The organism is Raineyella antarctica (genome assembly GCF_900092135.1).
GTDB classification, from domain to species: Bacteria; Actinomycetota; Actinomycetes; order Propionibacteriales; family Propionibacteriaceae; genus Raineyella; species Raineyella antarctica.
This window is the reverse complement of record NZ_FMYF01000001.1, coordinates 445664-468845: the sequence shown is the minus strand read 5'-3', so window position 1 is coordinate 468845 and position 23182 is coordinate 445664. Positions and strand designations below refer to the sequence as shown.

The window sequence follows — 23182 nt, the reverse complement described above, 5'->3', positions numbered from 1 at the left end:
AAACGCTCTTGACTACTCATGACATCTCGTCGGACCTGTCCCGTGAGCTCGCGCTCGAGCAGGCCCACGTCGACAAGGTCTATGAACGCCTGGCCGTCGCCACCAAGGAGGCCCAGCGGGCCGCCCAGAGCGGTGCCTCGCACTACAGGAGCGACCGGGGTGACTACCTCCGCGAGGAGGACATGACGAGCGTCTACGAGCGGGACGTCTTCGCCTACCAGGCGGCCAAGCGCCTGGCGATCCTGGAGGCGGAGCACGAGGGTCTGGTCTTCGGCCGCCTCGACCTCACCGACGGGGACACCGACTACATCGGGCGGATCGGCGTCCACGACGACGACTACGAGCCGCTGGTGATCGACTGGCGGGCCCGTGCCGCCGAGCCGTTCTACCGGGCGACGGCCGCCGACCCGATGGGCGTGGTGCGCCGCCGCGTGCTGCGCTGCCGCGATGACCGGGTGATCGCCATCGAGGACGACCTGCTCGACGGCGAGTCCGCCCCGTCCGACCTGCCGGTGATCGGCGAGGGTGCCCTGATGGCCGCCCTCACCCGGGCCCGTGGCCACCGGATGCGCGACATCGTGGCGACCATCCAGGGCGAGCAGGACGAGGCGATCCGGGCCCCCTACCAGGGCGTGACGATCATCACCGGAGGCCCGGGCACCGGCAAGACGGTGGTGGCGCTGCACCGCGCCGCCTACCTGCTGTACACCCACCGGCGCCGCTTCGAGCAGGGTGGCGTGCTGGTCGTCGGCCCCTCAGACGTGTTCATGAACTACATCGAGCGGGTGCTGCCCTCCCTGGGCGAGGACTCGGTGACCCTGCACTCGGTCGGCACGATCCCCTCCGACGTGCTGCCGGTCGACGCGCATCGTACGGACCACTCCGAGGCCGCGGTGATCAAGGGCTCGGTGCGGATGGTCGACATCCTGGCCCGGCTGATCCAGGTGCCCGCCACCGTCCCCGTGGTGGGGCGCACCGGCCACCAGCCGAAGCTGGAGAAGGACCTGCTGCTGACCGTCAAGGGCAATGCGCTGCGACTCACCGGCAAGACCCTGCTCGGCCTGCGCCGGCAGACGCTCCGTGCGACGAAGACCAACCACGCCCGTCGCGCCGGCCGGGACCTGATGGTCAACGCCCTCTGGGACCTGATGCCCGAGGACCACGACGTGGAGCGCGAGGACTTCGCCGGCCTGGTCAGCGACCACCCGGCGTTCCTGGAGGCGCTGGCCACCTGGTGGCCGACCCAGCACGCGATGATGGAGCTGCGCAGGCTCTCCTACCCGGAGGTCCTGGCCCGGGTGGCCGACGGCATCCTCAGCCCCCAGGACCAGCGCACGCTGCTCGACTCGTTCGCCGAGCTCGGCCCCGAGGGCGACGAGGACTGGTCGGTCGCCGACGTGGCCCTGCTGGACGAGCTCGCCGCCCTGCTCGGCACCCCGCTGGACGACGACAACACCGAGGAGCAGCTCTTCCTCACTGCCGAGTCCTCCGCCAACGAGATCGTCACGGTCTCCGACCGGCTCGCCCGGGAGCGGACCGACGACCCGTACGCCGACCGCTTCGTGACGTACGCCCACGTGCTGGTCGACGAGGCCCAGGACATCACCCCGATGCAGTGGCGCATGCTTCGCCGCCGCGGGGCGCAGGCCTCCTGGACGATCGTCGGGGACCCGGCGCAGAGCTCATGGCCCGACCGCGACGAACTGGCCCAGGAGGTGGAGGCCCTGGTCGGCCTCGGCCAGCGACGGACCTTCCGGATGAGCACCAACTACCGCTCCCCCGCCGAGGTCTTCGACCTGGCCGCCAAGGTGGTGGCCAGGGACTTCCCGGAGGCCGACCTGCCGCACGCGGTGCGTTCCACCGGGATCGCCCCGGAGCTGCGGACGGTGCACCGCGGGCAGCTGGCCGACGCGCTGCAGGAGGAGGTCGACCGGCTGGCCGACCAGGTCCGCGGCACGATCGGTGTGATCACGCCGCCCTCGCGCCAGTTCGACCTGGAGCAGATGCTCGCCGGCCTCGAGCTGGACCGCAGCGTCCGCGAGCGGCTGACCTGCGTGACCACGCTGCAGGCCAAGGGCCTGGAGTACGACGCCGTGGTAGTGGTCGCACCGGACGAGATCGTCGCCGAGCATGTCGGCGGCACCCGGATCCTGTACGTCGCCCTGACCCGACCGACCCAGCAGCTCGTCACGATCGACATCGTGCCGAACGGTGCCCCGCTGGCGCCGGGGGCCTGGCGGGCCGACCTGGACGAGTACCCGGGCCAGGCGGCCGGAGGGGCTCAGGCCAGCTGATCCCCCGGGCGGACCCGGTAGCGGAGCATCGCGAACTGGCCCGCCGCCTCGGCGGACACCAGCTCCAGCCGGTCGGGCATCACGTCCCGCGGCAGCAGCGGGGCGCCGCCCCGCAGCGCGGCGGGGGCGACCGCCACCACGATCCGGTCCAACAGCCCGGCATCCAGGAACTGGCCGGCCAGGTCACCACCACCGACCACCCAGACGTCGCCGCCGTCGGCGGCCGCCTCGATCTCGGCCAGGTGGTCGCGGACCGGGCCGGAGACGACCCTGACGCCGGCCCCGGCGGGGACCGGTAGCTCCCGCGAGGAGAAGACCACCACGCTCCGGACGCCCAGGAACGACGCCTCCCACTTCTCCGGGTGGGCGAGCAGGTCCTCGTGGTCGAGCACCCACTCGTACGTGGTGGACCCCATCACCGACACCGTCACGGTGTCCAGGACGTCGGAGACGTCCGGCTCGGGGCTGTCGACGGCGAACAGCCAGGCCAGCGAGTTGTCCGGATCGGCCAGGAAGCCGTTCAGCGTCGAGGCCGTGTAGTAGACGAAGCGCATGTCGACAGGGTCGCACGCCGCACCGACGTCGTACAGGGCACGCCGATCAGGGCGGTCGAACAGGCCGGGCCGAACAGCGCCCGTGGTCCGGGCGCCGCCGATCAGTCCTGCAGGACCTCGGCCTTGAGGCGCGAGTAGATCTCGCGGGTGGCCCGCGAGCGGTTCAGCGTGTAGTAGTGCAGCCCCGGGGCACCCCCGGCGAGCAGTTCGCGGCTCAACTCGACGCCGATGTCGACCCCCACCCGGCGCACGGCCTCGGGGTCGTCGGCGACGCCGGTCAGCCGGGCCACCACGGCATCCGGCAGCGGCGCCCCGGACAACTCGGCGAAGCGCTGGATCTGGCCGACGTTCGTCACCGGCTGGATGCCCGGGATGATCGGCAGGTCCGAGCCGAGGGCGCGGACCCGCTCGACCAGCTCGAAGTAGCGGTACGGCTCGAAGAAGAGCTGGGTGATCGCGAACGAGGCCCCGGCCTCCTGCTTCTCCACCAGGATCCGCGCGTCCAGTGCCGCATCGCGCCTGTCCGGGTGCAGGTCGGGGAAGGCTGCCACCCCGATCACGGCGCGGGGGTGGCGCCGGCGGACCAGGCGGACCAGCTCGGTAGCGTTCTCCAGGCCCTGCGGATGGCGGACCCAGGGGACGGTCGGGCCGCCGGGCATGTCACCACGGATCGCCAGGATGTGGTCGATCCCGGCCGCGGCATACTCGTCGATCACCTCGGCCAGCTGGTCGACCGGCTGGTTGACACAGGTCAGGTGGCCCATCACCTGCATCACCCGGGCCTGGGGGTCTCGGGCGCGCCGCTCGTTCATCAGCTGGGCCAGCCGGGCGGTGATCGTCACCGTCATGTCGCGGCGTGAACCGTTGGCACCGTACGTCACCGAGACGAAGTCCGGCGCGAGCTCGTCGAGCTCCATCAACGCCTTCCACAGCATGGCATCACCCTCGAGCGTCTTCGGCGGGAAGAACTCGAAGGAGTGCAGCGGCCGGTCGCCGGCACGCAGCAGCTCGTCGATGGTGCGGGGGCTCATGGTGTCATACCCTAATCTGGCCGATCAAGAGCGGACAGCCTAGGCTCAGTCCGTGGTCACCGTTCTCGATCCTTCCCAGCCCCTCGCCGCCCCCTTCCGCCAGGACGTCCAGGACGCCCTGACCGGCTTCCTCACCGACCAACGGCCGGTGCTGGCCGGGGTCGGGACCGAGCTGGAGGCGATGGCCCAACTCGCCGAGGTGTTCACCGGCGGGGGCAAGCGGCTGCGGCCCGCCTTCGCCCTGTGGGGGTACGTGGCGGCCGCCGGATTGCCGGTGGAGGAGACGTACGCGGCCCTGGTCCGCGCCGCGGCGAGCCTGGAGCTGCTGCACGTCTCGGCGCTGATGCACGACGACGTGATGGACAACTCCGACACCCGTCGCGGCGTACCGGCCGCCCACCTGCAGTTCGCCGACCTGCACGACCGCCGGGACTGGGTCGGGGCCGCCGACCAGTTCGGCCGGGCCGGGGCGATCCTGCTGGGCGACCTGCTGCTGGTGTGGTCCGACGAGATGGTGCAGACCGCCGGGCTGGCGCCGGCGGTCCTGGGGCGGGCCCGGCCCTACCTGGCCGCGATGCGTACGGAGGTGACCTGTGGCCAGTACCTCGACGTGGTCGCCCAGGCGCAGCCGCTGCGTCCGGACCGGTTGCAGGACAACATCGACCAGGTCCGCCGGGTCGTGGAGTTCAAGTCCGCGCGGTACTCGGTGCAACGCCCGGTCCAATTCGGCGCCGCCATGGGCGATGCCGACGAGCAGCTGCAGGCGGCGCTGGCCGCGTACGGGTCACCGCTGGGGCGCGCCTTCCAGTACCGCGACGACCTGCTCGGGGTGTTCGGTGACGAACGGGTGATCGGCAAGCCTGCCGGTGGGGACCTCCGCGAGGGCAAGCACACGCTCCTGCTGGCGTACGCGCTGGCCGGGTCGGGCGAGGCCGGGCAGAACCGGCTGATGAGCCTGGTCGGCTCCCCCGACCTCAGTGCGGAGGGAATCACCGAGGCACGCGACATCATCGACACCAGCGGGGCCCGCACCCGGGTCGAGGCGGACATCCAGGCCAACCTCGAACGTTCGCTCGCCGCCCTGGACCGGGCACCGCTCAGTGGCGCCGGCCGTGAGGCGCTGGTCTCACTCGCGCACGCCGCCGTGAGTCGCAGCGTCTGAGCCGTCCTGCCCCCCGTCCGCGGGACCGCGGCCAGCCGGAGCACGGTGGAAGGCGCGGGCGAAGAACTCACGGATCGGGCGCGGCCAGTCCAGGCGCTCCCCACCGGCACGCTCCGAACTGCTGCGGTAGTTGCGCACCGCGTCGGTGTCGTACGGGTCAGCGGCACCCGACCGCCCACCGTCCGTCCGGGCGCGGAACGAGGTGCTGGCCGCGGAGTTCTCCGCGGCGAGCCTGTCCCGTTCGGCAGCCAGCGCCTCGTCGGCCTCCCACCGCGCGGCCACCCGGGAGGCCAGGTCGGCGATGTCGACGCGCAGCTGCGGCGAGGGCTCGGTGATCGGCGAGTCGGCCGGGACGAATACCTCGAATCGGATCCGGCAGGCGCGTTCGGGCACGGCCACCGGGTCGGGCCAGTGCGAGCCGATGTCCACGAACCATGGGCGCGTGCCCGCCGCGGGATCGGCGCACGCGTCCGGGCCTGCGAGCGGGGCCAGCTGGTGGGCCCGTTCGGCGACCTGTGCGGCCCGGCCGCCGACGAGCACGACGAACGAGACGTCGCGCCCCTCGAGGAGCTCGCCGAGGTGCTCCTCGTCGCCCACCTCACGACCGATCGCCGCCTGCGGGCCCAGTCGTCCGGGGACGTCCCCGGGCAGCGCCTGAGCCGGACCGAGCAGGAGGGCGTCCGCCCCCAGGTCGACGGCCACGTCGGGGGCATGGCCGACGACGAGGAGCCGACCGGTCGGGACGACCACCGGCGTGCACCGGTTGAGCACGGCCACGGCGTCATCGTGCTCCCAGCCGTCGAGGTCGAGCTGGAGGATGTCGACCCCGGAGGCCACCAGGTCCTCCACGCGCCGCACCAGGGCATCCGGGGGCGTGAACGGTGCGGGAACCACGACTGCGTAGAGCCGTGCTGCGGAGAGGCGCTGACAAACAGGCTGCAGGATGGTCACGTTCCCAGCCTAGTCACGGCCACGTCGGAGCTGAAGGAGCCGGGCCGCAGCGACACCGGCGGGTGGTTGCGCGGCAGGCATGGATACCGTTCTGGATTCACTCCGGGCGTGTCCCCGTGTCGCTGCCCGGACAACCCTCGACTGCACCTCTAGACTCCTACCAAGGCTGACACGGCCACCTTCCCCTTCAGACCGTGTTAGGAGCAGATGTGACCAATTCCAGCATCGGCGATCCTCTTGTCGGCCATGCCCTCGAGGGTCGCTACGAGATCACCTCGCGTCTTGCCCGTGGCGGTATGGCCACGGTCTACCGCGCGGTGGACCGACGACTCGACCGCACTGTCGCGGTCAAGATCATGCACGAGGGACTCGGCGACGACGAGGCCTTCGTCACCAACTTCGACCGCGAGGCCAGGGCGGCTGCCCACCTCTCGCATCCCAACATAGTCTCTGTTTTCGATCAGGGCAACGATTTCGGCCGACCATTTATCGTGATGGAGCTCGTCGAGGGTTCGACCCTGCGCAGGCTCGTCAGCCGGGAGGCCCCGCTGACGCCGCTGCGTGCGCTGGACCTGATGGACCCGGTGCTGTCCGCGCTGGCGGCCGCACACGACTCCGGGCTGATCCACCGCGACGTGAAGCCGGAGAACGTCCTCATCTCCCGGCGCGGCCAGCTCAAGGTGGCCGACTTCGGGCTCGCCCGCGCCGTGACCTCCCAGTCGGCGGCTGCAACCCAGGGACTGCTGATCGGCACCGTGTCCTACCTGCCGCCCGAGTTGGTCGAGCACGGCTATGCCGACACGCGCTCGGACGTCTACTCGGCCGGGATCATGCTGTTCGAGATGCTGACCGGGCGGAAGCCGCACACCGGCGACAGCCCGATCCAGGTCGCGTACGCCCACGTCCACAAGGACGTACCGAAGCCGTCGTCCTGGGTGGACACAGACTGGCGCCGCTCCCTGGACGGGATCCCTCCCTACCTCGACGCCCTGGTCGGCGCCGCTACCTCACGCGACCCCGACCGGCGACCGAGCGATGCCCGCGCCTTCCTGGACTGCGTCCGTCGCGCGCGCAAGGCCCTGTCCAGCGGGGTGATGCACGACCCGCACCTGACCCTCGTGCTGGCGGACCCGAACGCCGCAGACGACACCGAGCCGGTGGACATCGAGTACACCCCGACCCGACGGGCCATGCTCGCCGTGGCCGGCCTGGGCGCCACGGCCTCGGCTTCCACGGCCTCGGCTTCCACCGGCTCGAGCGCCACGGCCTCGGGTTCGGTCGGCTCGGGTTCCGCCCACGCGGGTGCCCGGCCGGGCGACCTCGGTGGCACGGTGCTGAGCCCCCCGCGGCCCAACGGCACGTCGGAAGGCTCGTCGCTCCGGGCCCTCGAGGACGACCCTGGCGCCCGGGACCAGGACGAGCACGCCGAGCCGATCGCCCTCCCCGTCGACGGCGTGGGAGCAGCCGGCCCGGACAGGCCCGGCGACGGCACCGACAGCGACCGGACCGGCACCGAGGAGTCGGACCGGACCGACTGGGCCGACTCGGGCGCGTACGAGATCGCCCGCGCCACCCGGGGACGCCGGGCCCGGCGCGCACTCGTCGCAGCACTCCTGGTGCTGGTGGTCGCCCTGGGCGCGGTCGGCACCTGGTGGCTGGTCGACGGCCGCTACGTCGCCGCGCCCGTGGTGACCACCATGACCCAGCCGCAGGCTTCGGCGGCGGTGAAGGCTGCAGGGCTGGAGTTCGCGACCACGGAGGAGTACTCCGAGACGGTCCCGGTCGGCGCGGTGATCGCCACCGTTCCCGGCCCGGGCGAGGACATCGCCCGCGGGGCGACGCTGACCGCGGTGCTCTCGAAGGGGCCCGAGCGCTACGCCGTACCGGCCGTCGTCGGAAAGCCGCTGGACGAGGCAAGGCAGGCGCTGGACGCCAACCACCTGGCCGTCGGAACGGTCACCGAGCACTGGAGCGAGACCGTCGCGCAGGGCACCGTGGTATCGGCGGCCACCCAGGAGGGCACCTCGGTCAAGCCGGGAACGCCGGTCGACCTGGTCGTCTCCAAGGGACGCGAGCCCATCACGGTCAAGAACTGGTACAACCGCAACAGCGACGACGCGATCGCCGCCCTCGCGGCGCAGGGCCTGAAGGTCGTCACCACGAGCCGGACCTCCGATCAGGTGGCCGCCGGCAAGGTGCTCGGCCAGACTCCCTCGGAGGGGACGCTGTACCGCGGAGACAAGGTGACCGTGGCCATCTCCCAGGGACCCGAGAAGGTCACCGTCCCGGACGTGAAGGGCAAGTCGGTCAAGGACGCCGAGGCAGCGATGGCCGCCGCCGGGTTCCGTACGACCACGCAGCCGGTCGAGGTCAACTACCTCGGGCTGGGCTTCGTGGCGCGGAGCTCGGCGGAGCCGGGAACCCAGGTGGCCAAGGGCAGCACGATCACCCTCTTCCTGGTCTGAGGCCCACCCCCGCCGCGGAGCTGTCCCCGGCGGTCCGGAAGCGGGTCGAGTGCCGGGATGGCAACCTCCCACTGTACGTGCCGCTGGACGGCCCGATTCGACCATCCAGCATGCGAGAGCGTACTATAGGGAGAACGAACACCGTCGTCCCGCACTTCGGGGTGACTCGCTCTACAGAGGGAATCTGCGTGCGCCTCCCCTTCCTCTCCGGCTCCTCTGCCCATGGCCCCAGGCCCGTGATGAACCGACGTCGTCGGCGTGGCCTGGCAGCTGGGTTCGGAGCCGGTGTGGCACTCTACGGCGCGATCTACGGTCTGCCCGCCGATGCTGCGGTGAAGCCGGATCCGGTCACCACCCTCACCACCGTCGCCCCCTGCCAGGACGTGATGTTCGTCGGCGTGCGCGGCTCGGGCGAGACCCCGGCCAGCGGCCAGTTCGGCATGGGTGGCGAGTCGACCCTCGCCTGGCAGCAGTTCCGCAACGAGATCCCGGGCCAGTCGGCCGCGGCGATGTCGATCGACTACCCCTCGGCCCAGGTCACGACGCTCGCGTCCCCCTACTCCTCCGGGGACTTCTTCCGCAGCATCGACACCGGCGTCACCAAGCTCGAGGGTGTCCTGGCCGAGCGATCGGCCGCCTGCCCCACCGAACGCTACGTGCTGTCCGGCAAGTCCCAGGGTGCCATCGTCGTGCACCGCGCCGTGGCCGACATGGCCGCCCACCAGGACGCCTACGGCCCGCACCTGATGGACCGGATCGACGGCGTGATCGTGATCGCCGACCCGGACCGGGTCCCGAACGAGGACGGCTCGTCCTACGGCACCAGCGCCTCCGGCACCGAGCACTACGGCATCTCGTACGAGGCTCCGTGGGTCGCCGGCAACCGCTACCGCCCCACCACCTTGCCGATCAGCGCCTCCTGGGACCACCCGGAGCGCTGGCAGTCGGTGTGCAACACCGGGGACGCGGTGTGCGACTTCGCCGTGGCCAGCTCGGGCCCGGGCCAGATGCTCGCCGGCTTCGACGTGCACACCTACAGCTACGTGAACGATCCGTCCGCCATCCGACAGGCCGCCTCGGCCGTCGCCGCGGAGTCCCGCTCACGTATGGCGTCGACCGAAAAGACGTCGCAGTCCGCGCTCTGACGTACCCGGACGCGCCTCCTCGACCGGCTCCGGCACCGGGAGCACGAACGGTTCGTCAGGGGTCTCGTCGAGACAGCCCACGATCGTGTCGACGGCCAGACTGATCCTGTCTGCCGCGTCCCGGTAGACCTCCGGCGCCATCCGGAACGGATCCGGGATGTCGTACTCCGCCGGGCGCCCCGAACTGCGCCTGCGAGCGGCAACGGCCATGAACTCCTCCAGCCGCTCGCCCGGCCTGACCGTGTAGAAGGGGCGGGACTGCCCGTCCTCCTCCCAGCCGGCCAGCACCGCGGCAAACTCGGTCAGGGTGAAGGTCCGGCGGACTGCGGTGGGCACCAGGGTGACGACCTCCGAGCGGTGCTCGCGGCTCATCGCCAGCACCAGGTCGGCCCGCTCGATCATCTCCGGCACCAGCGCGCGTGCCCGGAAGCTGTCCGGGCCGGCACCGGCCAGCCCCAGGGTGGAGGCCATCAGAGGGTCGATCGGGCTGTCCACCAGGGCGTGCGTGCCGGCACTCTCCACCAGCACCCCCGGCCCCAGTCCGCGGCGCAGCAGCAGCTCCGCTGCCGGGGAGCGGCAGATGTTCCCCGTGCAGACGGTCAGTATGCGGAACTGGTGGTCCATCAGCCATCCCCTCGTCGGCCGGGTCGTCCCTGGTGCCCCGGGACCGTGGGTGGGCCGTCCGTGGTCCGGTGGACCGGCCACGGACGGCTCGACGGGTCAGAAAGAAGCCGGAACGAAGGCCTGCACCGGGTTGGACCGACGGATCCGTCCATCGGTGAGCCGCTCGGCCACCGTGAAGGCCAGTTCGAGCGACTGGTTGCGGTTCAGCCGCGGGTCGCAGGCGGTCTCGTAGCGCTGGTCGAGGTCGCCCTCCCCCAGCTCGCCGACGCCGCCGACACACTCGGTGACGTCGTCACCGGTCAGCTCGACATGGACGCCGCCGGGCCAGGTGCCGCACTTGTCGTGGACGTCGAAGAAGCCCTGGACCTCGTCCGCCACGTCGGAGAACGCACGGGTCTTGACGCCGCCCTCGGTGGTGAAGGTGTTGCCGTGCATCGGGTCGCAGACCCACACCGGCAACCGGCCGGAGGCCATCACCTCATCGATCACCGGCGGCAGGTTGGTACGGATCTTGCCCGCACCCATCCGGGTGATGAAGGTCAGCCGGCCCGGCTCCCGGTCCGGGTCGATCTTGTCGGCCAGTGCCAGGGCGTCCTTCGCCGTGGTCGTGGGGCCGAGCTTGATGCCGATCGGGTTGCGCAGGTGGCGCAGGAACTCCACGTGGGCGCCGTCGATCTGGCGGGTGCGCTCCCCGATCCAGATGAAGTGGCCGGACACGTCGTACGGCGTACGGGTGCGCGAGTCGATCCGGGTCATCGCGTGCTCGTAGTCGAGCAACAGCGCCTCGTGGGAGGAGAAGAAGTCGACCGTGTGCATCGCCTCGTCGTCCATGCCGCACGAGACCATGAAGGCCAGCGCCCGCTCGATCTCCTGGACCAGCTGCAGGTAGCGCTCGTTGACCGGGCCGGAGCGGACGAAGTCGGCGTTCCACGAGTGCGCGGTACGCAGGTCGGCGAAGCCACCGGTGAGCAGCGCGCGAGCCAGGTTCATCGTCGCCGAGGAGGCGTTGTAGGTCTCCAGCAGGCGACGCGGGTTGTTGCGCCGGGACTCGGGGGTGAAGTCGAAGCCGTTGACCGCGTCACCGCGGTAGGCCGGCAGGGTCACCCCGTCGCGGGTCTCGGTGTCCTTCGAGCGCGGCTTGGCGTACTGTCCGGCGATCCGGCCGATCTTGACGATCGGGACCTGGGCGGCGTACGTCATCACCACGGCCATCGACAGCAGCGTACGCAGCTTGTTCTGGATGTTCGACGCGGTGACGCCGGAGAAGGTCTCGGCGCAGTCCCCGCCCTGCAGGACGAAGGCCTCGCCACGGGCGACGGCCGCGAGTTGCGTACGCAGGTCGTCGCACTCCCCGGCGAAGACGAGCGGCGGGCGCGTACGGAGCTGTGCGACGACGTCGGCCAGCTCGGTCTGGTCCTCGTAGACCGGCTGCTGGGCCGGGTTCATGGCATGCAGCTGGTCGAGGGACGGGATACGTGAGGCATCGGACACGAGCCCGAGTCTAGGCGCAAACCCAAGGCTGACGGCCCCGATGTCAGGACCCGTCGTCGGTCGCGCCCGGCAGCTCCACCGGGGGCTTGGTGGACCCGAGGCCGGGCCGTGCCAGCACCTTCTCCGCCAGTTGCTCAGGGGTGAAGTTCCCGGACTTCACGCTCGTCCCGTAGACGTCCACGTACTCCTGCCCGGACAGCTCGTCGATCGCCGCCATCACGCGATCGGTGATCCAGCGCAGCACCTCGCGGTCGTTGGTCCGGCCGGCGTACTCGCTGAAGTCCAGCGGCCGCCCGATCCGGATCCCCGCCCGGCGCATCATCGGGATCCCGAACAGGCCCTTGTGCAGTTGGCTGTTGATCATGGCGACCGGGATGACGGGAACACCTGCGTGCAGGGCCAGCCGGGCCACTCCGGTCTTCCCCTTGTACAGGCGGCCGTCGGGCGAGCGAGTGCCCTCCGGGTAGATGCCGAGCAGGTCACCGTTGTCGAGCACCTCGGCGACCTCCAGCAGGCCCTCGGCGCTGGCCCGGCCACCGGAGCGCTCCATCGGATGCATGCCGACGGCCTTGAGGAACCAGGCCACCACCTTCGACTTCAGGTCGTGGCCGGAGAAGGCCTCGGCCTTGGCCGGGAAGACCATCCGGCGCGGGATCATCGCCGGGAGTGCCACCGTGTCGCCGGCCGAGAGATGGTTGCTGGCCACCAGCGCGGGACCACTGGCGGGAATGTTCTCCGCGCCCTCGACCCAGGGCCGCCAAACCCCGGCGATCACCGGGCGGAACAGCAGGCTCTTGAACAGTGAGTACGCGATCTCGGACACGTCCAACAGCGTAGCCACTGGCGAGCCGTTCGGTGGTCGGAGTCTGCTCGGGCAGCTGCCGGCGGGGCGATCCCGACGCCGCCCGGCCCACCGATCAGGCCCGGGGCGAGGGCTCCTGGGCGGCTCGACGGGCCAGGTCGGCGGCGCCCACCAGGCCGGCGTCGTTGCCGAGCCGGGCCGCGACGACCTCGGCCAGCGGCCGGAAGCCGCGGCCGGTGAGGTGCCGGGCGAAGGCGGTACGGGCCGGGGCCAGCAACACCTCGCCGGCCTCGCTCACCCCGCCCCCGATGACGAACCGCGCCGGGTCGAGGATGGCGGCCAGGCCGGCCAGGCCCCGGCCGAGCCACTCCCCGACCCCGCACAGGATCTCCAGGCAGGCGGGATCCCCGTTCAGTGCCGCGGTGGTGACGTGGTGGCCGCGGATGGCCTCAGGGTCGTTGCCGACCAGCTCCAGCAGGGGGACGGCCATCGGGGAGCCGGTCCCGGCGAGCGCACGGGCCTCGCGACGCAGCGCCTCCCCGGAGCAGTACTGCTCCCAGCAGCCGCGGTTCCCGCACGGACAGATCTGGCCGTCGGGCACCATGCACAGGTGGCCCCACTCGCCGGCCACGCCCCAGCGGCCCCGGTGGACCTCGCCGTCGATCACCAGCCCGCCACCGATGCCGGTGCCCAGGGTGATCATCGCGAACGTGTCGCAGCCCTGCCCGGCACCGAAGCGGTACTCGCCCCAGGCCGCGGCGTTGGCGTCGTTGTCGATCACGACGGGCAGCTCGAGCCTGGCGGCGAGCCGGTCGGCGAGCGGTTCGTTGCGCCAGGCCAGGTGCGGGGAGAAGCGTACGATCCGCCGGGTCTCGTCGACCCAGCCGGCGGCACCGATCCCGACGGCGGTGACCGGATGGTCGGCGGACAGGTCGGCGACCAGCCGGACGATCGCACCCTCCACGGCATCGGCGCGATCGGTCGGTGTCGGCAGGGTCCGGCGGTCGACGAGCTCGCCGGACGAGGTCACGACCCCCGCGGCGACCTTCGAGCCACCGATGTCGATGCCGATGGCGAATGGCCGGTCAGCTGCGGGCACGTCTGCCTCCCGTGATCTGTTGTTCCAGGTTCCGGGCGATGGTTCGGGAGCCTGCACCCGCGCCGGTCGCCGCGTACCAGCGTGCCACACCGTTCCAGCCGATCCGGCCGGCCAGGGCCTTGACGACGGCACCGGCGACGGCGTAGTCCTCGGTCGTGCTCGGCACCCAGTCGTCCGACGGCCATGCCGGAGGGGCAAGGGTGTCGCCCGTCCCGGGTCCTGGTCGGGCGATTGCTGCCGATGGCCCCAGCACACGCTCGGTCACCGCCACGGCATACCCCTCCTCCACCCACAGCGGTCCGGCAAGGTCCGCGGCGCGGGTACGGACATGGACGAGCTCGTGGGTCAGCACCCTCGTGGGCAGCTCGCCGCCCGCCCGGGTGACCGCCGGGTTGACGACGATCCAGACCCGCCCGCGGTCCTGCGGGGAGGCCACCCCCCGGCGGACCAGGTCGTCGCCGACCAGCAGGGTGGTCGCCGCCGGGATGCCCTGGCTGCGGTTGCCGACCACGGACACCTGACCGGCCAGGGTCGGGGCGATGACCGTGACCGCGGAGAAGGGCGGGACAGCGGGCAGGACCGGGTCGAGGGCCCTGCTCGCCGCGGCAAGGGCGACGGCCCAGACCTGGCAGTCGGCGGGCTCGGCGCAGGCTACCCGGGTACCGTCGCGCATCCTCACCACGGTGGAGGCTTCCAGGGCGAGCGACCGCTGGCCGGCCGATGCCGAGCCGGCGGGCCGGTCCGGCGCTCCGACCGGGGAGAGGGACACCGCGAGCAGGAGCGACAGCACGAGGAGTGTCACGGCCGCCGCGAGTCCCGGGCGTACCGCGGCCGGCTGCTGGAACGGCATCAGCGCCTCCCGTCGGGCTCCTGTTACGGGCGGCGGGAGATCCCCCGTACGCCGCCCATCACGATAGGCGACGCGGCACGGCGACGGATGGCGGTCCGGCTGCCGACGATCGGCGCGGCTGCCGACGGGCTGAGAATCTGGACGGGCGAGGAAATGTGTCAGCGGCGCTGCCTAGCCTTGCCGCGTGATCGACCGACGACCCCTCGACGGGCTCCTTGCCGGAGACGGACTGCAGCCGTCTTTCGCCGACCTCGGCGAGGAACTGTCCGCCGTCGAGTTCTGCGTGGTCGACCTCGAGACCACCGGCACGGGGCGGGACGCGGCGATCACCGAGATCGGCGCGGCCCGGGTGTGCGGCGGGGAGCTGCTCGGGGAGTTCCAGACCCTGGTCGACCCGGAGCGGCCGGTGCCGGCCGAGATCAGCGTGCTCACCGGGATCACCCCGTCCATGCTGCGCGGGGCCCCCACCCTGGCGGCCGCCCTTCCCGCTTTCCTCGAGTTCAGTCGCGGCTGCGTGATGGTCGCCCACAACGCCCGCTTCGACATGGGCTTCCTGCGGCGGGGCTGCGAACAGCTCGGCTACGACTGGCGCCCACGCCAGGTGGTCGACACGCTCGCCCTGGCCCGGCAGGTGATCCCCCACGGCGAGGTGGCGAACTACCGGCTCGGCACGCTGGCCGCCCATGTCCGCGCCGACACCACCCCGACCCACCGGGCACTGGAGGATGTCCGGGCGACCGTGGACCTGTTGCACTACCTGATCGCCCGCGTGGGCAACCGGGACGTGACGACCCTGGAGGACCTGGTCGCGACGATGCGGCCCGTCTCGCCCACCAGGCGCGACCGCAAGCCCTGGGCGAAGGATCTCCCCCACGTCCCGGGCGTCTACTGGTTCTACCGCAACGACACCGGCGGGGGCCGGCCCCCGGGCTCCCCCTCCACCGCGGCTCCGGACGATCAGCTTCCGCTGCCGGAGCCTGCCGGGACACCGGCACGGGAGGTGCTGTACGTGGGCACCAGCCTCGACATCCGCCGACGGGTCCAGGGCTACTTCACCGCCTCCGAGAAGCGGGCCCGGATGGAGGACATGATCCGGCAGGCGGACGGCGTGGCGTACGTGGAGTGCCGCACCCCGCTGGAGGCGCGGGTGCGTGAGCTGCGACTCATCACCACCCACCAGCCGCGCTACAACCGTCGCTCCAAGCGCGCTGCGCACCCGCTGTGGATCACCTTGACCGAGGAGGCCTTCCCGCGCCTGTCGGTGGTGCGCGACCCCAAGGAGAAGGTCCGCTTCGGGCCGTTCGCCGGCCGGGAGGCCGCCCAGCTGGTGGTGGAGGCGCTGCAGGAGTCGTTCCCGGTCCGCCGCTGCAGCGCCCGGCTGAGCGCCCGCAGCCCCTCCCCCGCGTGTGCCCTGGCGGAGATGGGCCGCTGCCCGGCGCCCTGCGACCACCGGATCTCCCCGGAGGACTATGCCTCGATCATCGGGCTGGTGGCCGGCGCCCTGGCGGGACGGACCGGCCAGGTGGTGGCGGCGCACGGGGCCCGGCTCGGACCGCTGGTCGACGACGAGCGGTACGAGGAGGCCGAGGACGTCCGGCGTCGCCTGCAGGCCTTCCTCGACACGAGCCGCCGCCACCACCGGATCGACTCGGTGGCGTCCTGTCCGCAGATCGTCGCGGCGCGCCGGACCGCCGACACGTTCGCCCCCGCAGGGGCCGCAGGACGTCCGGGCTGGGAGATCCACGTGATCCGCTACGGGCGGCTGGCCGGCGCGGCCCGGACCCGGCCGGGCGAGTCCGCCGTACGGGTGGCCGAGGAGACGGTCCTGCTCGCCGAGTCAGTCCCACCGCCCCGGTCGGGGGCCGCAGCCTTCCCCGAGGAGGTCGAGCAGGTGGCGGGCTGGCTGGAACAGCCGGGGGTCCGGCTGATCGAGATCCAGGGCGACTGGGTCTGGCCACTGCACACCACCGTCGCGGCTGAGGACCTGCCCGCGATCCTCGCCGGCCACGGTCCGGACCGGGATGACTAGGATGACCCCATGGTCACCGCAATCGTCTTCGTGAACGCCGAAACCGACCGCATCCCCGAGGTCGCCCAGGAGATCGCCTCCCTCGACGGGGTGACCGAGGTGTACTCCGTCACCGGCAACATCGACCTGGTCGCCATGGTGCACGTACGCGAGCTGGACGACCTCGCCGCCGTCGTGTCGGACCGGCTGAACAAGGTCGAGGGGATCATCGAGACCGAGACCCACATCGCCTTCCGGGCCTACTCCAAGCACGACCTCGAGGCCGCCTTCAGCCTCGGCAGCTGACCCCCGACGCGCGACCAGACCACGTGACGGCCCGGTCGGAACCGACCGACCGGGCCTTCACGAGCATCTGGTCCATCACCGTCCGACCGGACGGGACCAGCTCAACGCACCAGGAACGCGACCCCGGTCAGGACGATGCACGTGCCGAACACCGCCAGGGCGCCACGCAGGTGCAGTTGGTCGGTCCGGCTGAGCGAGCCACGACGCTGGCTGCTCCCGCCGCGGGGCACCGAGGCCCACAGCCAGCCGCAGGCACCGCCGGCGAGGATCGCCCCGACATCGGCCAGCACGAACGCCGGGTTGGTGAAGAGGCTGAAACCGACCAGGACGGCCAGCAGCACGAAGTCGGAGCGGGCGTCCTCCTTGGCATGGACCTTGGCCCCGGCGTTGGCCGCCAGCAGTCCGATGATCGCACTGGAGGCGCCACCCATCACCAGGCCCGACGGGCCGGCGATGAGCACCACCACGGCGGCGCCCAGACCGGACAGGAAGTAGGTGGCCAGGAAGCGCCACCGGCCCCACATCGTCTCCATCGTCCGGCCGAACAGCCACAGCACGAAGCCGTTGATGACCAGGGACAGGATGCCGCCGGACACCAGGACGTGGGTGACCAGCCGCCACACCTGGCCGCCGAGGACGGCGTACCCCTGGTAGGCGAGCAACCCCTGCAGCCGGTTGAGGGACAGGCTGTCGACCGCCTGGACGAGCACGATCAGCCCGATGAGCAGCACGGTGGCGCTCTGCGAGGCCAGCGATCCGGCGCGGACCCGCATCCGCGGACGGCGCTGGGTCCCCTTGGCCTCGGCAACACACTCGGGGCACTGGAACCCGACCGATGCCTGGATCATGCACTCGCCGCAGATCGGTCGGCCGCACCGCTGGCAGCTGATGCCGGTCTCGCGACCCGGGTGCCGGTAACAGGGGCGGAAGCCCGGACCGTTGAGGCCCGGGCTCCCCTGGGGCTGCGTCACGAGGGGATCAGCCCGCGATGATCTCGACCGACTCCATCACGACCGGCTCCTGCGGCCGGTCGGAACGGTCGGTCGGCACGGCGACGATCTCGTCGACCACCTTGCGCGAGGCCTCGTCGGCGACCTCGCCGAAGATCGTGTGGCGACGGTTCAGCCAAGGGGTCTCGGCCACGGTGACGAAGAACTGCGACCCGTTGGTGCCCGGACCGGCATTGGCCATCGCCAGCAGGTACGGCTTGTTGAAGGCCAGGTCGGGGTGGAACTCGTCACCGAACTGGTAGCCGGGGCCGCCGGTGCCGTTGCCCACCGGGTCGCCGCCCTGGATCATGAAGCCGGGGATGATGCGGTGGAAGGTCAGGCCGTCGTAGAACTTGCCCGTGGTGCGCTGCTTGGTCTTCGGGTCGGTGTATTCCTTGGACCCCTCGGCCAGACCGACGAAGTTGGCGACGGTCTTCGGCGCCATGTCGTCGAACAGGGTGATGGTGATGTCACCGTGGTTGGTGTGCAGGATTGCGGTGGAGTTGGCCACGAGCTGCCTTTCGTCGGGTCGGCGGGTGCGGGGACCCGACGACGCGGTCATGTCTCGGAGCCCATCTTGTCACGCCCAGCCGCCCGGACAAGGTCGGACGTCACCACGTGGTGGCCACGGAGGGGCCCGCGCCGCGTCCAAGGTCACTTCCCCCCGCTCTGTCGGTCCGCGGACGCGGGCGGCTAGTCTGGTCCCACACGGCGAGGGGGCCGCCGCGCCCCTTCCCCACCGGACAGCTGAGTACGGGCGTCACAAGCGCTGAGAAACGGATCTTCGGAGGCAAGAGTGAAGCGCAACACGCAAAAGGTCATCATCGAGGCAGAGGTCCCCAGGAGCCTGACCGAGGTCGGGGTCGATGCCGTCGACGCCGCCATCAAGGCCGCCACCCCCTACCTGGAGCAGGCCCGTGAGGCCGGCAGCCACCGGGTCACCGAGGCCCAGACCCGGCTCGCCCCGCTGGCCGAGCAGGCGCGGGAGCGGTTCTCGCCGCTGGCCGAGCAGGCCCGCGAGCGGATCGTCCCCCTCGCCGAGCAGGCCAAGGACCGGATCGCCCCGTTCGCGGAGCAGGCCAAGGAACGCGCCGGCCAGGCCCAGGACTTCCTGGCGCCGTACGTGGCCGATGCCCAGACCCGTCTGGTCCCGGTCGCGCACGAGGCGAAGATCCGCAGCGCCGCCGGCGCCCGCGGGACCCTGGACAACCTCGCCCCCCGCCTCGAGCACGCCCTGTTGGCCGTCGGCCCGCTGGCCGAGGAGGCCGCCACCCGCCTGCACGACGACGTCGTCCCGCGGGCGGCGAAGTTCCTCGACGCGGCTGCCGAGGTCGAGCCCACGAAGGGCCGCCGGGGACGCAAGGGCGGCAAGGCCTGGAAGGTGCTCCTGGTGCTCGCCGGCCTCCTCGGCCTGGGTGTCCTGGTCGCCAAGAAGCTGGCCACCCCGAGCCAGGACGCCTGGCAGAACTACCAGCCCACCCCGCCGGCCGCGCCTCGCCCGGAGCCCGTCGCCGACGCTGCCCCGGCCGCCGATGCGGACGTCACCGAGACGGCCGCCGAGGACGTCGCGGCCGCCGAGCCTGCTGCGGACGCGGCGACCCTGGCCGACGAGGCCGAGACCGTCACCGAGTCCGCCGTCGACACCGGCTACGGCGAGGGTTCCTACATCGGGACCGACGCGCCGGCGGAGTACCCGATCAAGGGCAACCCCCGGTCGATGAAGTACCACGTGCCCGGCTCGGACTCCTTCGACCGCACCATCACCGACGTGTGGTTCGCCACCGAGGAGGCCGCCCAGGCCGCCGGCTTCACCAAGGCCACCCGCTGAGGTAGCCGCGAGGACGTAGCTGGGGGGCGGGAGGTCATGGACCTCCCGCCCCTCTCCTGTTCCATCCGCCGACCCAGCGCTGTCCGCCTCCTCCGGATCGCCGCGACCCGGCACCCCGGTCGCGGGCGCACCACCGGATCGTCACGATCCGTTCATCGCCAAGCCCCCCGGCCGTCACCCTCCCCTCCGTCCGCCGTGGCAGAAATGACCACGGTAGTCCCGAGCGAGTGGGGACCGTTCCCCGGACAGGAGTCCCGTGCTGAGCCCGACGATCCCCCTGGTCGCCGCCGTGCCCACCGCCGTCCTGCTCGGGATCGCCACTGCCACGGCGACCGGCCCGCTGCTGCGGATGTTGCCGGCCGAGACCGAGTCCGAGGCAGGCGACACCCAGGGCACCGGACCCGCCGGACCGACGCTCCTCGGGTCGGCGCCGCCGGATCGTCCGCCCGACTACGGGGCGCTGGCCGGCCGCGGCTTCGCGACGGCCTGCGGAGCGGTCTCGCTGGTCGCCTCGTTGCTCGTCCTCACCCTGGCGCCCCTGCCCTGGCTGCCGCTGTGGCTGGTCTGGTCCACCCTCTTCGTCGTCCTGGTCGGCGTCGACGCGGCCACCACCTGGCTTCCGCTGGGACTGACCCGGGCCACCTGGGCGGCAGGGGCCGTTGCGCTGGCCCTCTCCGGAGGCCTCGTCCTCGCGCTCGGACGCGGCACGGCCGCCGATCCGGTCCGCGTCCTGCTCGGTGCAGCCGCTGCGGGCGCCCTCTACCTCGCGCTCTGGCGGGTGGGGCGCGGCCTCGGGTTCGGTGACGTGCGCATCAGCCCGCTACTGGGCGCGCTCGGCGCCGCTCTGTCCTGGACCGAGTGGTGGGTCGCCCTCGCCGCCGGGCCGCTGCTGGGCGCGGTGTGGGGGATCGTACGATCCGTGGCCGGGCACCGCGGCCCGTACGCGTACGGGCCCTGGATGTGGCTCGGCCCCGCCGCTGCGCTCCTGGCGCAGCCGACGGGGCCGCTCGTCGCGTGACCGCCCCTCAGGCGGAGGCGAGCCGCTGCGTGGCCGCGATCCAGCTGTCCAGTCGTGCCAGCGCACGACCGGAGTCGATGGTCTCCCGGGCCCGGTCGACGTAGACCCGGAACTGCTCGGTGGCGTCTGCGTCGAGGTCCGGCCCATCGTAGGCGAGCATGGTCGCAGCCGCGTTGAGCAGGACGATGTCCCGTACGGGTCCCGGCTTCCCGGCGAACGTCTCCCGGACGATCGCGGCGTTGACGCTGGGATCGCCACCGACCAGGTCGGACTTCTGGGCTCGCGCGATGCCCAGGTCGAGCGGGTCCAGACTGGTCGCGACGACCCGTCCCCCGTTGATCAGCCACAGCCGCGAACTCGTCGTGGTGGTGAGCTCGTCGAGCCCGTCCCCGCCGAAGAAGACCATCCCCTGGTTGCCGCGCTTGGCGAGGACACCGGCGATCAGGCCGGCCATCCTCTCGTTGGCGATGCCGATGGCCTGGGCCTGCGGGCGCGCCGGGTTGGACAGCGGGCCCAGGTAGTTGAAGATCGTGGCGATGCCGAGCTCGCGCCGCGGGGCCGCGGCGTGCTTCAGGGAGCCGTGGTACATCGGGGCGAAGAGGAAGACGATCCCCTCCTCGTCCATCACCTGCTGCTGCTTCTCGGGAGCCAGGTCCAGCACGAGGCCGAGCGCCTCGAGGCAGTCGGCGGTGCCGCACATGGACGAGGCGGCCCGGTTGCCGTGCTTGACCACCTTGGCTCCCCCGGCGGCAGCCACGATGGCCGACATGGTGGAGATGTTGACGGTGTTGGCCCGGTCGCCCCCGGAGCCGACGACGTCGACCGCGCGGGTGTCCACGTGCACCGGCCTGGCGAACTCCAGCATCACCTCGGCGAGCCCGGCGACCTCGTCGACCGTCTCACCCTTCGCGCTCAGCGCGACGGCGAAGCCGGCGATCTGCACCGGAGAGGCGTTCCCACTGAGGATCTCGCCCATGGCCCAGCGGGTGACCTCCGGGGTCATGTCCTGACCCTTCACGAGGCCGGTCAGCACGTCCGGCCAGGTCTGGCTCCTCGCAGTCATGTCACTCCTCCTTCAGGGGTGCCGGTGTCCCACCCTGGGACAACGCGGCCGACGGCCTGGGACGGCGTGGACGCCGGCTCACGACCGGTGGGATCAGTGGAACGTCAGGAACCGGTGACGGCCAGGCGGTTGCGCAGCAGGGCCGCGACGGCCTCCGGGAAGGAGACCTGGTCGATCGGGTAGCGCTCGATGCGATCCGCCAGGGACCAGGCCGCCAGCCACGCATCGTCCTTGCGGATCACCAGGAGCAGGATCGGCGGGCAGTCCGCGATCTCCTCCTTGAACTGCTTGGACATCCCCATGCCACCGGCCGGCGCGGCCTCCGCATCGAAGATGGCCAGGTCGACGCCGCCCTCGTCCATCGCGTGCTGGGTCGCGGCGTGGGTGGCGGTCTCCAGGATCTCGATGGGCGGCAGGTCGGCGGCCACCCGGCGCCCGATGGCCAACTTCACGTTCTCCCGGACCGCACGGTCATCGGAGTACAGCAGGACCGTCGCCTTCTTCTCGCCGGTCGACGCGTGTGCGCTCATCTGCTCTCCTGGGCAGTCGGTGGTGCTACGGACACCAGCATCGTAGCGCCACCGCCGGACCGGCCCCCGGCGGTGTCACCCGCACGGCGCATTCCGCGCCGTGCCGCCTGTCGGCATAGTGCCGGGCCGGGCCGGTCGTGACGTACGCCACACGCCCTCGTGCGCGCCACGCAGCTTTCGAGCACCGCCGCGGGCCCGACGTAACGATCGCCCAACCAAACGCCACACCGCGAGCGGACAGGGAGCGCCCGGGCCGGATTCCGGCAATAATGCACACGTGGCTTCTACAACTGACTCGTTGGGCGCTGGGCGGGCTATTCCCACCGGAGCCCTCCATCCCGTTCCCTCTACCCGACTCCGCGGCATCCAGGGCCGCCCTGATCCGCTGGCCGTCGGCATGTGGATCTGGCTCGCATCCGAGCTCATGTTCTTCGCCGCGATCTTCGCGGCGTACTTCAACATGCGCAACATCCACGCGGCGGCCGGCACCGGCGGCTGGACCCCGGCCGAGTGGCTCGACGTACCCAAGTCGGCCGTCGTCACCGTCGTCCTGGTGCTGTCCTCCGTCACCTGCCAGCTCGGCGTGCACGCGGCCGAGCACGGGAGGGTGAAGCGCACCGGCTCGCTGGCCAAGATCAGCGGCTGGGGCATGCGCGAGTGGTACTTCCTGACCTTCATCATGGGTGCCTTCTTCATCTCCGGCCAGATCATGGAGTACGCGACCCTGTTCTCCGAGGGCCTGACCCCGCAGTCGTACGCGTACGGCTCGGTCTTCTTCTTCGGCACGGGCTTCCATGGCCTCCACGTGCTCGGTGGCCTGGTCGGCTTCCTGTTCATCACGGCCCGCACGTACTTCGCGCGGACCTTCACCCACGAGCAGGCGGTCAGCGCGATCGCCATCTCGTACTACTGGCACTTCGTCGACGTGGTGTGGATCATCCTTTTCTCGGTGATCTACTTCCTCCACTGACG

At 71.6% G+C, this 23182-nt stretch carries 21 protein-coding genes; 9 read left to right on the top strand and 12 right to left on the bottom strand.

What is annotated here, in order from left to right; all coding sequences use genetic code 11:
* Nucleotides 1-35 precede the first annotated feature (35 nt).
* Entirely contained in the window at nucleotides 36-2294 is a 2259-nt protein-coding gene (locus GA0111570_RS02105) for a HelD family protein (RefSeq protein WP_425438595.1), read from the top strand.
* Here GA0111570_RS02105 and GA0111570_RS02100 read toward each other — a convergent pair.
* Together GA0111570_RS02100 and GA0111570_RS02095 are read right to left on the bottom strand one after the other, a co-directional pair.
* Nucleotides 2282-2848, bottom strand: a complete 567-nt coding sequence (locus GA0111570_RS02100) for a dihydrofolate reductase family protein (protein ID WP_092605831.1) — start codon at nucleotides 2846-2848, stop codon at nucleotides 2282-2284. The two genes, GA0111570_RS02105 and GA0111570_RS02100, sit on opposite strands and share 13 nt — an antisense overlap.
* 101 nt (nucleotides 2849-2949) lie before the next feature.
* Nucleotides 2950-3879 (bottom strand): methylenetetrahydrofolate reductase, encoded by a 930-nt coding sequence (locus GA0111570_RS02095; RefSeq protein WP_092605829.1) that lies wholly within the window; start codon nucleotides 3877-3879, stop codon nucleotides 2950-2952.
* Nucleotides 3880-3931: 52 nt separating this feature from the next.
* Between GA0111570_RS02095 and GA0111570_RS02090 the strand changes: the two genes are divergently transcribed.
* The gene (locus GA0111570_RS02090) at nucleotides 3932-5041 is read left to right on the top strand and encodes a polyprenyl synthetase family protein (protein WP_092605827.1); all 1110 of its coding nucleotides are present in this window, start codon (nucleotides 3932-3934) and stop codon (nucleotides 5039-5041) included.
* Here GA0111570_RS02090 and GA0111570_RS02085 read toward each other — a convergent pair.
* On the bottom strand, nucleotides 5006-5992 hold the full coding sequence (locus GA0111570_RS02085) for a thiamine phosphate synthase (RefSeq protein WP_092605825.1): 987 nt from the start codon (nucleotides 5990-5992) through the stop codon (nucleotides 5006-5008). The two genes, GA0111570_RS02090 and GA0111570_RS02085, sit on opposite strands and share 36 nt — an antisense overlap.
* Before the next feature lie 209 nt (nucleotides 5993-6201).
* Here GA0111570_RS02085 and GA0111570_RS18370 point away from each other — a divergent pair, with 209 nt between their 5' ends.
* Nucleotides 6202-8457 carry a Stk1 family PASTA domain-containing Ser/Thr kinase gene (locus GA0111570_RS18370; protein ID WP_092605823.1) on the top strand — a complete coding sequence of 752 codons (2256 nt, stop codon included), beginning with the start codon at nucleotides 6202-6204 and terminating at the stop codon, nucleotides 8455-8457.
* Between the two features lie 287 nt (nucleotides 8458-8744).
* Nucleotides 8745-9602, top strand: a complete 858-nt coding sequence (locus tag GA0111570_RS02075) for a cutinase family protein (RefSeq protein ID WP_175557273.1) — start codon at nucleotides 8745-8747, stop codon at nucleotides 9600-9602.
* Here GA0111570_RS02075 and GA0111570_RS02070 read toward each other — a convergent pair.
* The 5 genes from GA0111570_RS02070 to GA0111570_RS02050 all read right to left on the bottom strand — a co-directional run bounded on the left by GA0111570_RS02070 (nucleotide 9558) and on the right by GA0111570_RS02050 (nucleotide 14468).
* Nucleotides 9558-10226 (bottom strand): arsenate-mycothiol transferase ArsC, encoded by a 669-nt coding sequence (locus GA0111570_RS02070; RefSeq protein WP_092605819.1) that lies wholly within the window; start codon nucleotides 10224-10226, stop codon nucleotides 9558-9560. The genes GA0111570_RS02075 and GA0111570_RS02070 overlap by 45 nt on opposite strands.
* A 96-nt stretch (nucleotides 10227-10322) precedes the next feature.
* A complete protein-coding gene (locus tag GA0111570_RS02065; protein WP_342689704.1) occupies nucleotides 10323-11717 on the bottom strand; it encodes a class II 3-deoxy-7-phosphoheptulonate synthase in 1395 nt (464 codons plus the stop codon).
* A 43-nt stretch (nucleotides 11718-11760) separates the two neighbouring features.
* Complete coding sequence (locus tag GA0111570_RS02060) at nucleotides 11761-12540, bottom strand: lysophospholipid acyltransferase family protein (RefSeq protein WP_245702980.1); 780 nt, start codon at nucleotides 12538-12540, stop codon at nucleotides 11761-11763.
* A 94-nt stretch (nucleotides 12541-12634) separates the two neighbouring features.
* Nucleotides 12635-13618 carry an ROK family glucokinase gene (locus GA0111570_RS02055; RefSeq protein WP_092605815.1) on the bottom strand — a complete coding sequence of 328 codons (984 nt, stop codon included), beginning with the start codon at nucleotides 13616-13618 and terminating at the stop codon, nucleotides 12635-12637.
* Nucleotides 13605-14468, bottom strand: coding sequence for a hypothetical protein (locus tag GA0111570_RS02050; protein ID WP_092605813.1), 864 nt, complete (start codon nucleotides 14466-14468; stop codon nucleotides 13605-13607). The genes GA0111570_RS02055 and GA0111570_RS02050 overlap by 14 nt, the downstream gene beginning before the upstream one ends.
* A 184-nt stretch (nucleotides 14469-14652) precedes the next feature.
* Here GA0111570_RS02050 and GA0111570_RS02045 point away from each other — a divergent pair, with 184 nt between their 5' ends.
* Both GA0111570_RS02045 and GA0111570_RS02040 read left to right on the top strand, forming a co-directional pair.
* Nucleotides 14653-16497, top strand: coding sequence for a DEDD exonuclease domain-containing protein (locus GA0111570_RS02045; RefSeq protein WP_245702979.1), 1845 nt, complete (start codon nucleotides 14653-14655; stop codon nucleotides 16495-16497).
* A 9-nt stretch (nucleotides 16498-16506) separates the two neighbouring features.
* Nucleotides 16507-16782 (top strand): Lrp/AsnC family transcriptional regulator, encoded by a 276-nt coding sequence (locus tag GA0111570_RS02040; protein ID WP_092605811.1) that lies wholly within the window; start codon nucleotides 16507-16509, stop codon nucleotides 16780-16782.
* Between the two features lie 101 nt (nucleotides 16783-16883).
* Here GA0111570_RS02040 and GA0111570_RS02035 read toward each other — a convergent pair whose 3' ends face one another.
* The gene (locus tag GA0111570_RS02035) at nucleotides 16884-17630 is read right to left on the bottom strand and encodes a rhomboid family intramembrane serine protease (RefSeq protein ID WP_092605809.1); all 747 of its coding nucleotides are present in this window, start codon (nucleotides 17628-17630) and stop codon (nucleotides 16884-16886) included.
* Nucleotides 17631-17760: 130 nt separating this feature from the next.
* Entirely contained in the window at nucleotides 17761-18333 is a 573-nt protein-coding gene (locus GA0111570_RS02030; RefSeq protein ID WP_092605807.1) for a peptidylprolyl isomerase, read from the bottom strand.
* 234 nt (nucleotides 18334-18567) lie between these two features.
* On the opposite strand from GA0111570_RS02030, the gene GA0111570_RS02025 reads away from it, so the two are divergent.
* Nucleotides 18568-19599 carry a sunset domain-containing protein gene (locus tag GA0111570_RS02025; protein ID WP_092605805.1) on the top strand — a complete coding sequence of 344 codons (1032 nt, stop codon included), beginning with the start codon at nucleotides 18568-18570 and terminating at the stop codon, nucleotides 19597-19599.
* A 256-nt stretch (nucleotides 19600-19855) separates the two neighbouring features.
* Entirely contained in the window at nucleotides 19856-20617 is a 762-nt protein-coding gene (locus tag GA0111570_RS02020; RefSeq protein WP_092605803.1) for an A24 family peptidase, read from the top strand.
* Between the two features lie 7 nt (nucleotides 20618-20624).
* Here GA0111570_RS02020 and trpD read toward each other — a convergent pair whose 3' ends face one another.
* Together trpD and GA0111570_RS02010 are read right to left on the bottom strand one after the other, a co-directional pair.
* On the bottom strand, nucleotides 20625-21680 hold the full coding sequence (gene trpD / locus GA0111570_RS02015; protein ID WP_092605801.1) for an anthranilate phosphoribosyltransferase: 1056 nt from the start codon (nucleotides 21678-21680) through the stop codon (nucleotides 20625-20627).
* 104 nt (nucleotides 21681-21784) lie between these two features.
* On the bottom strand, nucleotides 21785-22210 hold the full coding sequence (locus GA0111570_RS02010; RefSeq protein WP_092605799.1) for a hypothetical protein: 426 nt from the start codon (nucleotides 22208-22210) through the stop codon (nucleotides 21785-21787).
* Nucleotides 22211-22607: 397 nt separating this feature from the next.
* Between GA0111570_RS02010 and ctaE the strand changes: the two genes are divergently transcribed.
* Nucleotides 22608-23180, top strand: coding sequence for an aa3-type cytochrome oxidase subunit III (ctaE, locus tag GA0111570_RS02005; protein WP_092605797.1), 573 nt, complete (start codon nucleotides 22608-22610; stop codon nucleotides 23178-23180).
* The last annotated feature ends 2 nt before the right edge of the window (nucleotides 23181-23182 follow it).

What these genes read in the sequence shown, in the direction of transcription:
- GA0111570_RS02050 (WP_092605813.1), bottom strand. Translation starts at nt 14,468, where the DNA reads ATGCCGTTCCAGCAGCCGGCCGCGGTACGCCCGGGACTCGCGGCGGCC.
- GA0111570_RS02030 (WP_092605807.1), bottom strand. Translation starts at nt 18,333, where the DNA reads ATGACCGCGTCGTCGGGTCCCCGCACCCGCCGACCCGACGAAAGGCAG.
- GA0111570_RS02070 (WP_092605819.1), bottom strand. Translation starts at nt 10,226, where the DNA reads ATGGACCACCAGTTCCGCATACTGACCGTCTGCACGGGGAACATCTGC.
- GA0111570_RS02095 (WP_092605829.1), bottom strand. Translation starts at nt 3,879, where the DNA reads ATGAGCCCCCGCACCATCGACGAGCTGCTGCGTGCCGGCGACCGGCCG.
- GA0111570_RS02100 (WP_092605831.1), bottom strand. Translation starts at nt 2,848, where the DNA reads ATGCGCTTCGTCTACTACACGGCCTCGACGCTGAACGGCTTCCTGGCC.
- GA0111570_RS02040 (WP_092605811.1), top strand. Translation starts at nt 16,507, where the DNA reads ATGGTCACCGCAATCGTCTTCGTGAACGCCGAAACCGACCGCATCCCC.
- ctaE (WP_092605797.1), top strand. Translation starts at nt 22,608, where the DNA reads ATGTGGATCTGGCTCGCATCCGAGCTCATGTTCTTCGCCGCGATCTTC.
- trpD (WP_092605801.1), bottom strand. Translation starts at nt 21,680, where the DNA reads ATGACTGCGAGGAGCCAGACCTGGCCGGACGTGCTGACCGGCCTCGTG.
- GA0111570_RS02035 (WP_092605809.1), bottom strand. Translation starts at nt 17,630, where the DNA reads ATGATCCAGGCATCGGTCGGGTTCCAGTGCCCCGAGTGTGTTGCCGAG.
- GA0111570_RS02010 (WP_092605799.1), bottom strand. Translation starts at nt 22,210, where the DNA reads ATGAGCGCACACGCGTCGACCGGCGAGAAGAAGGCGACGGTCCTGCTG.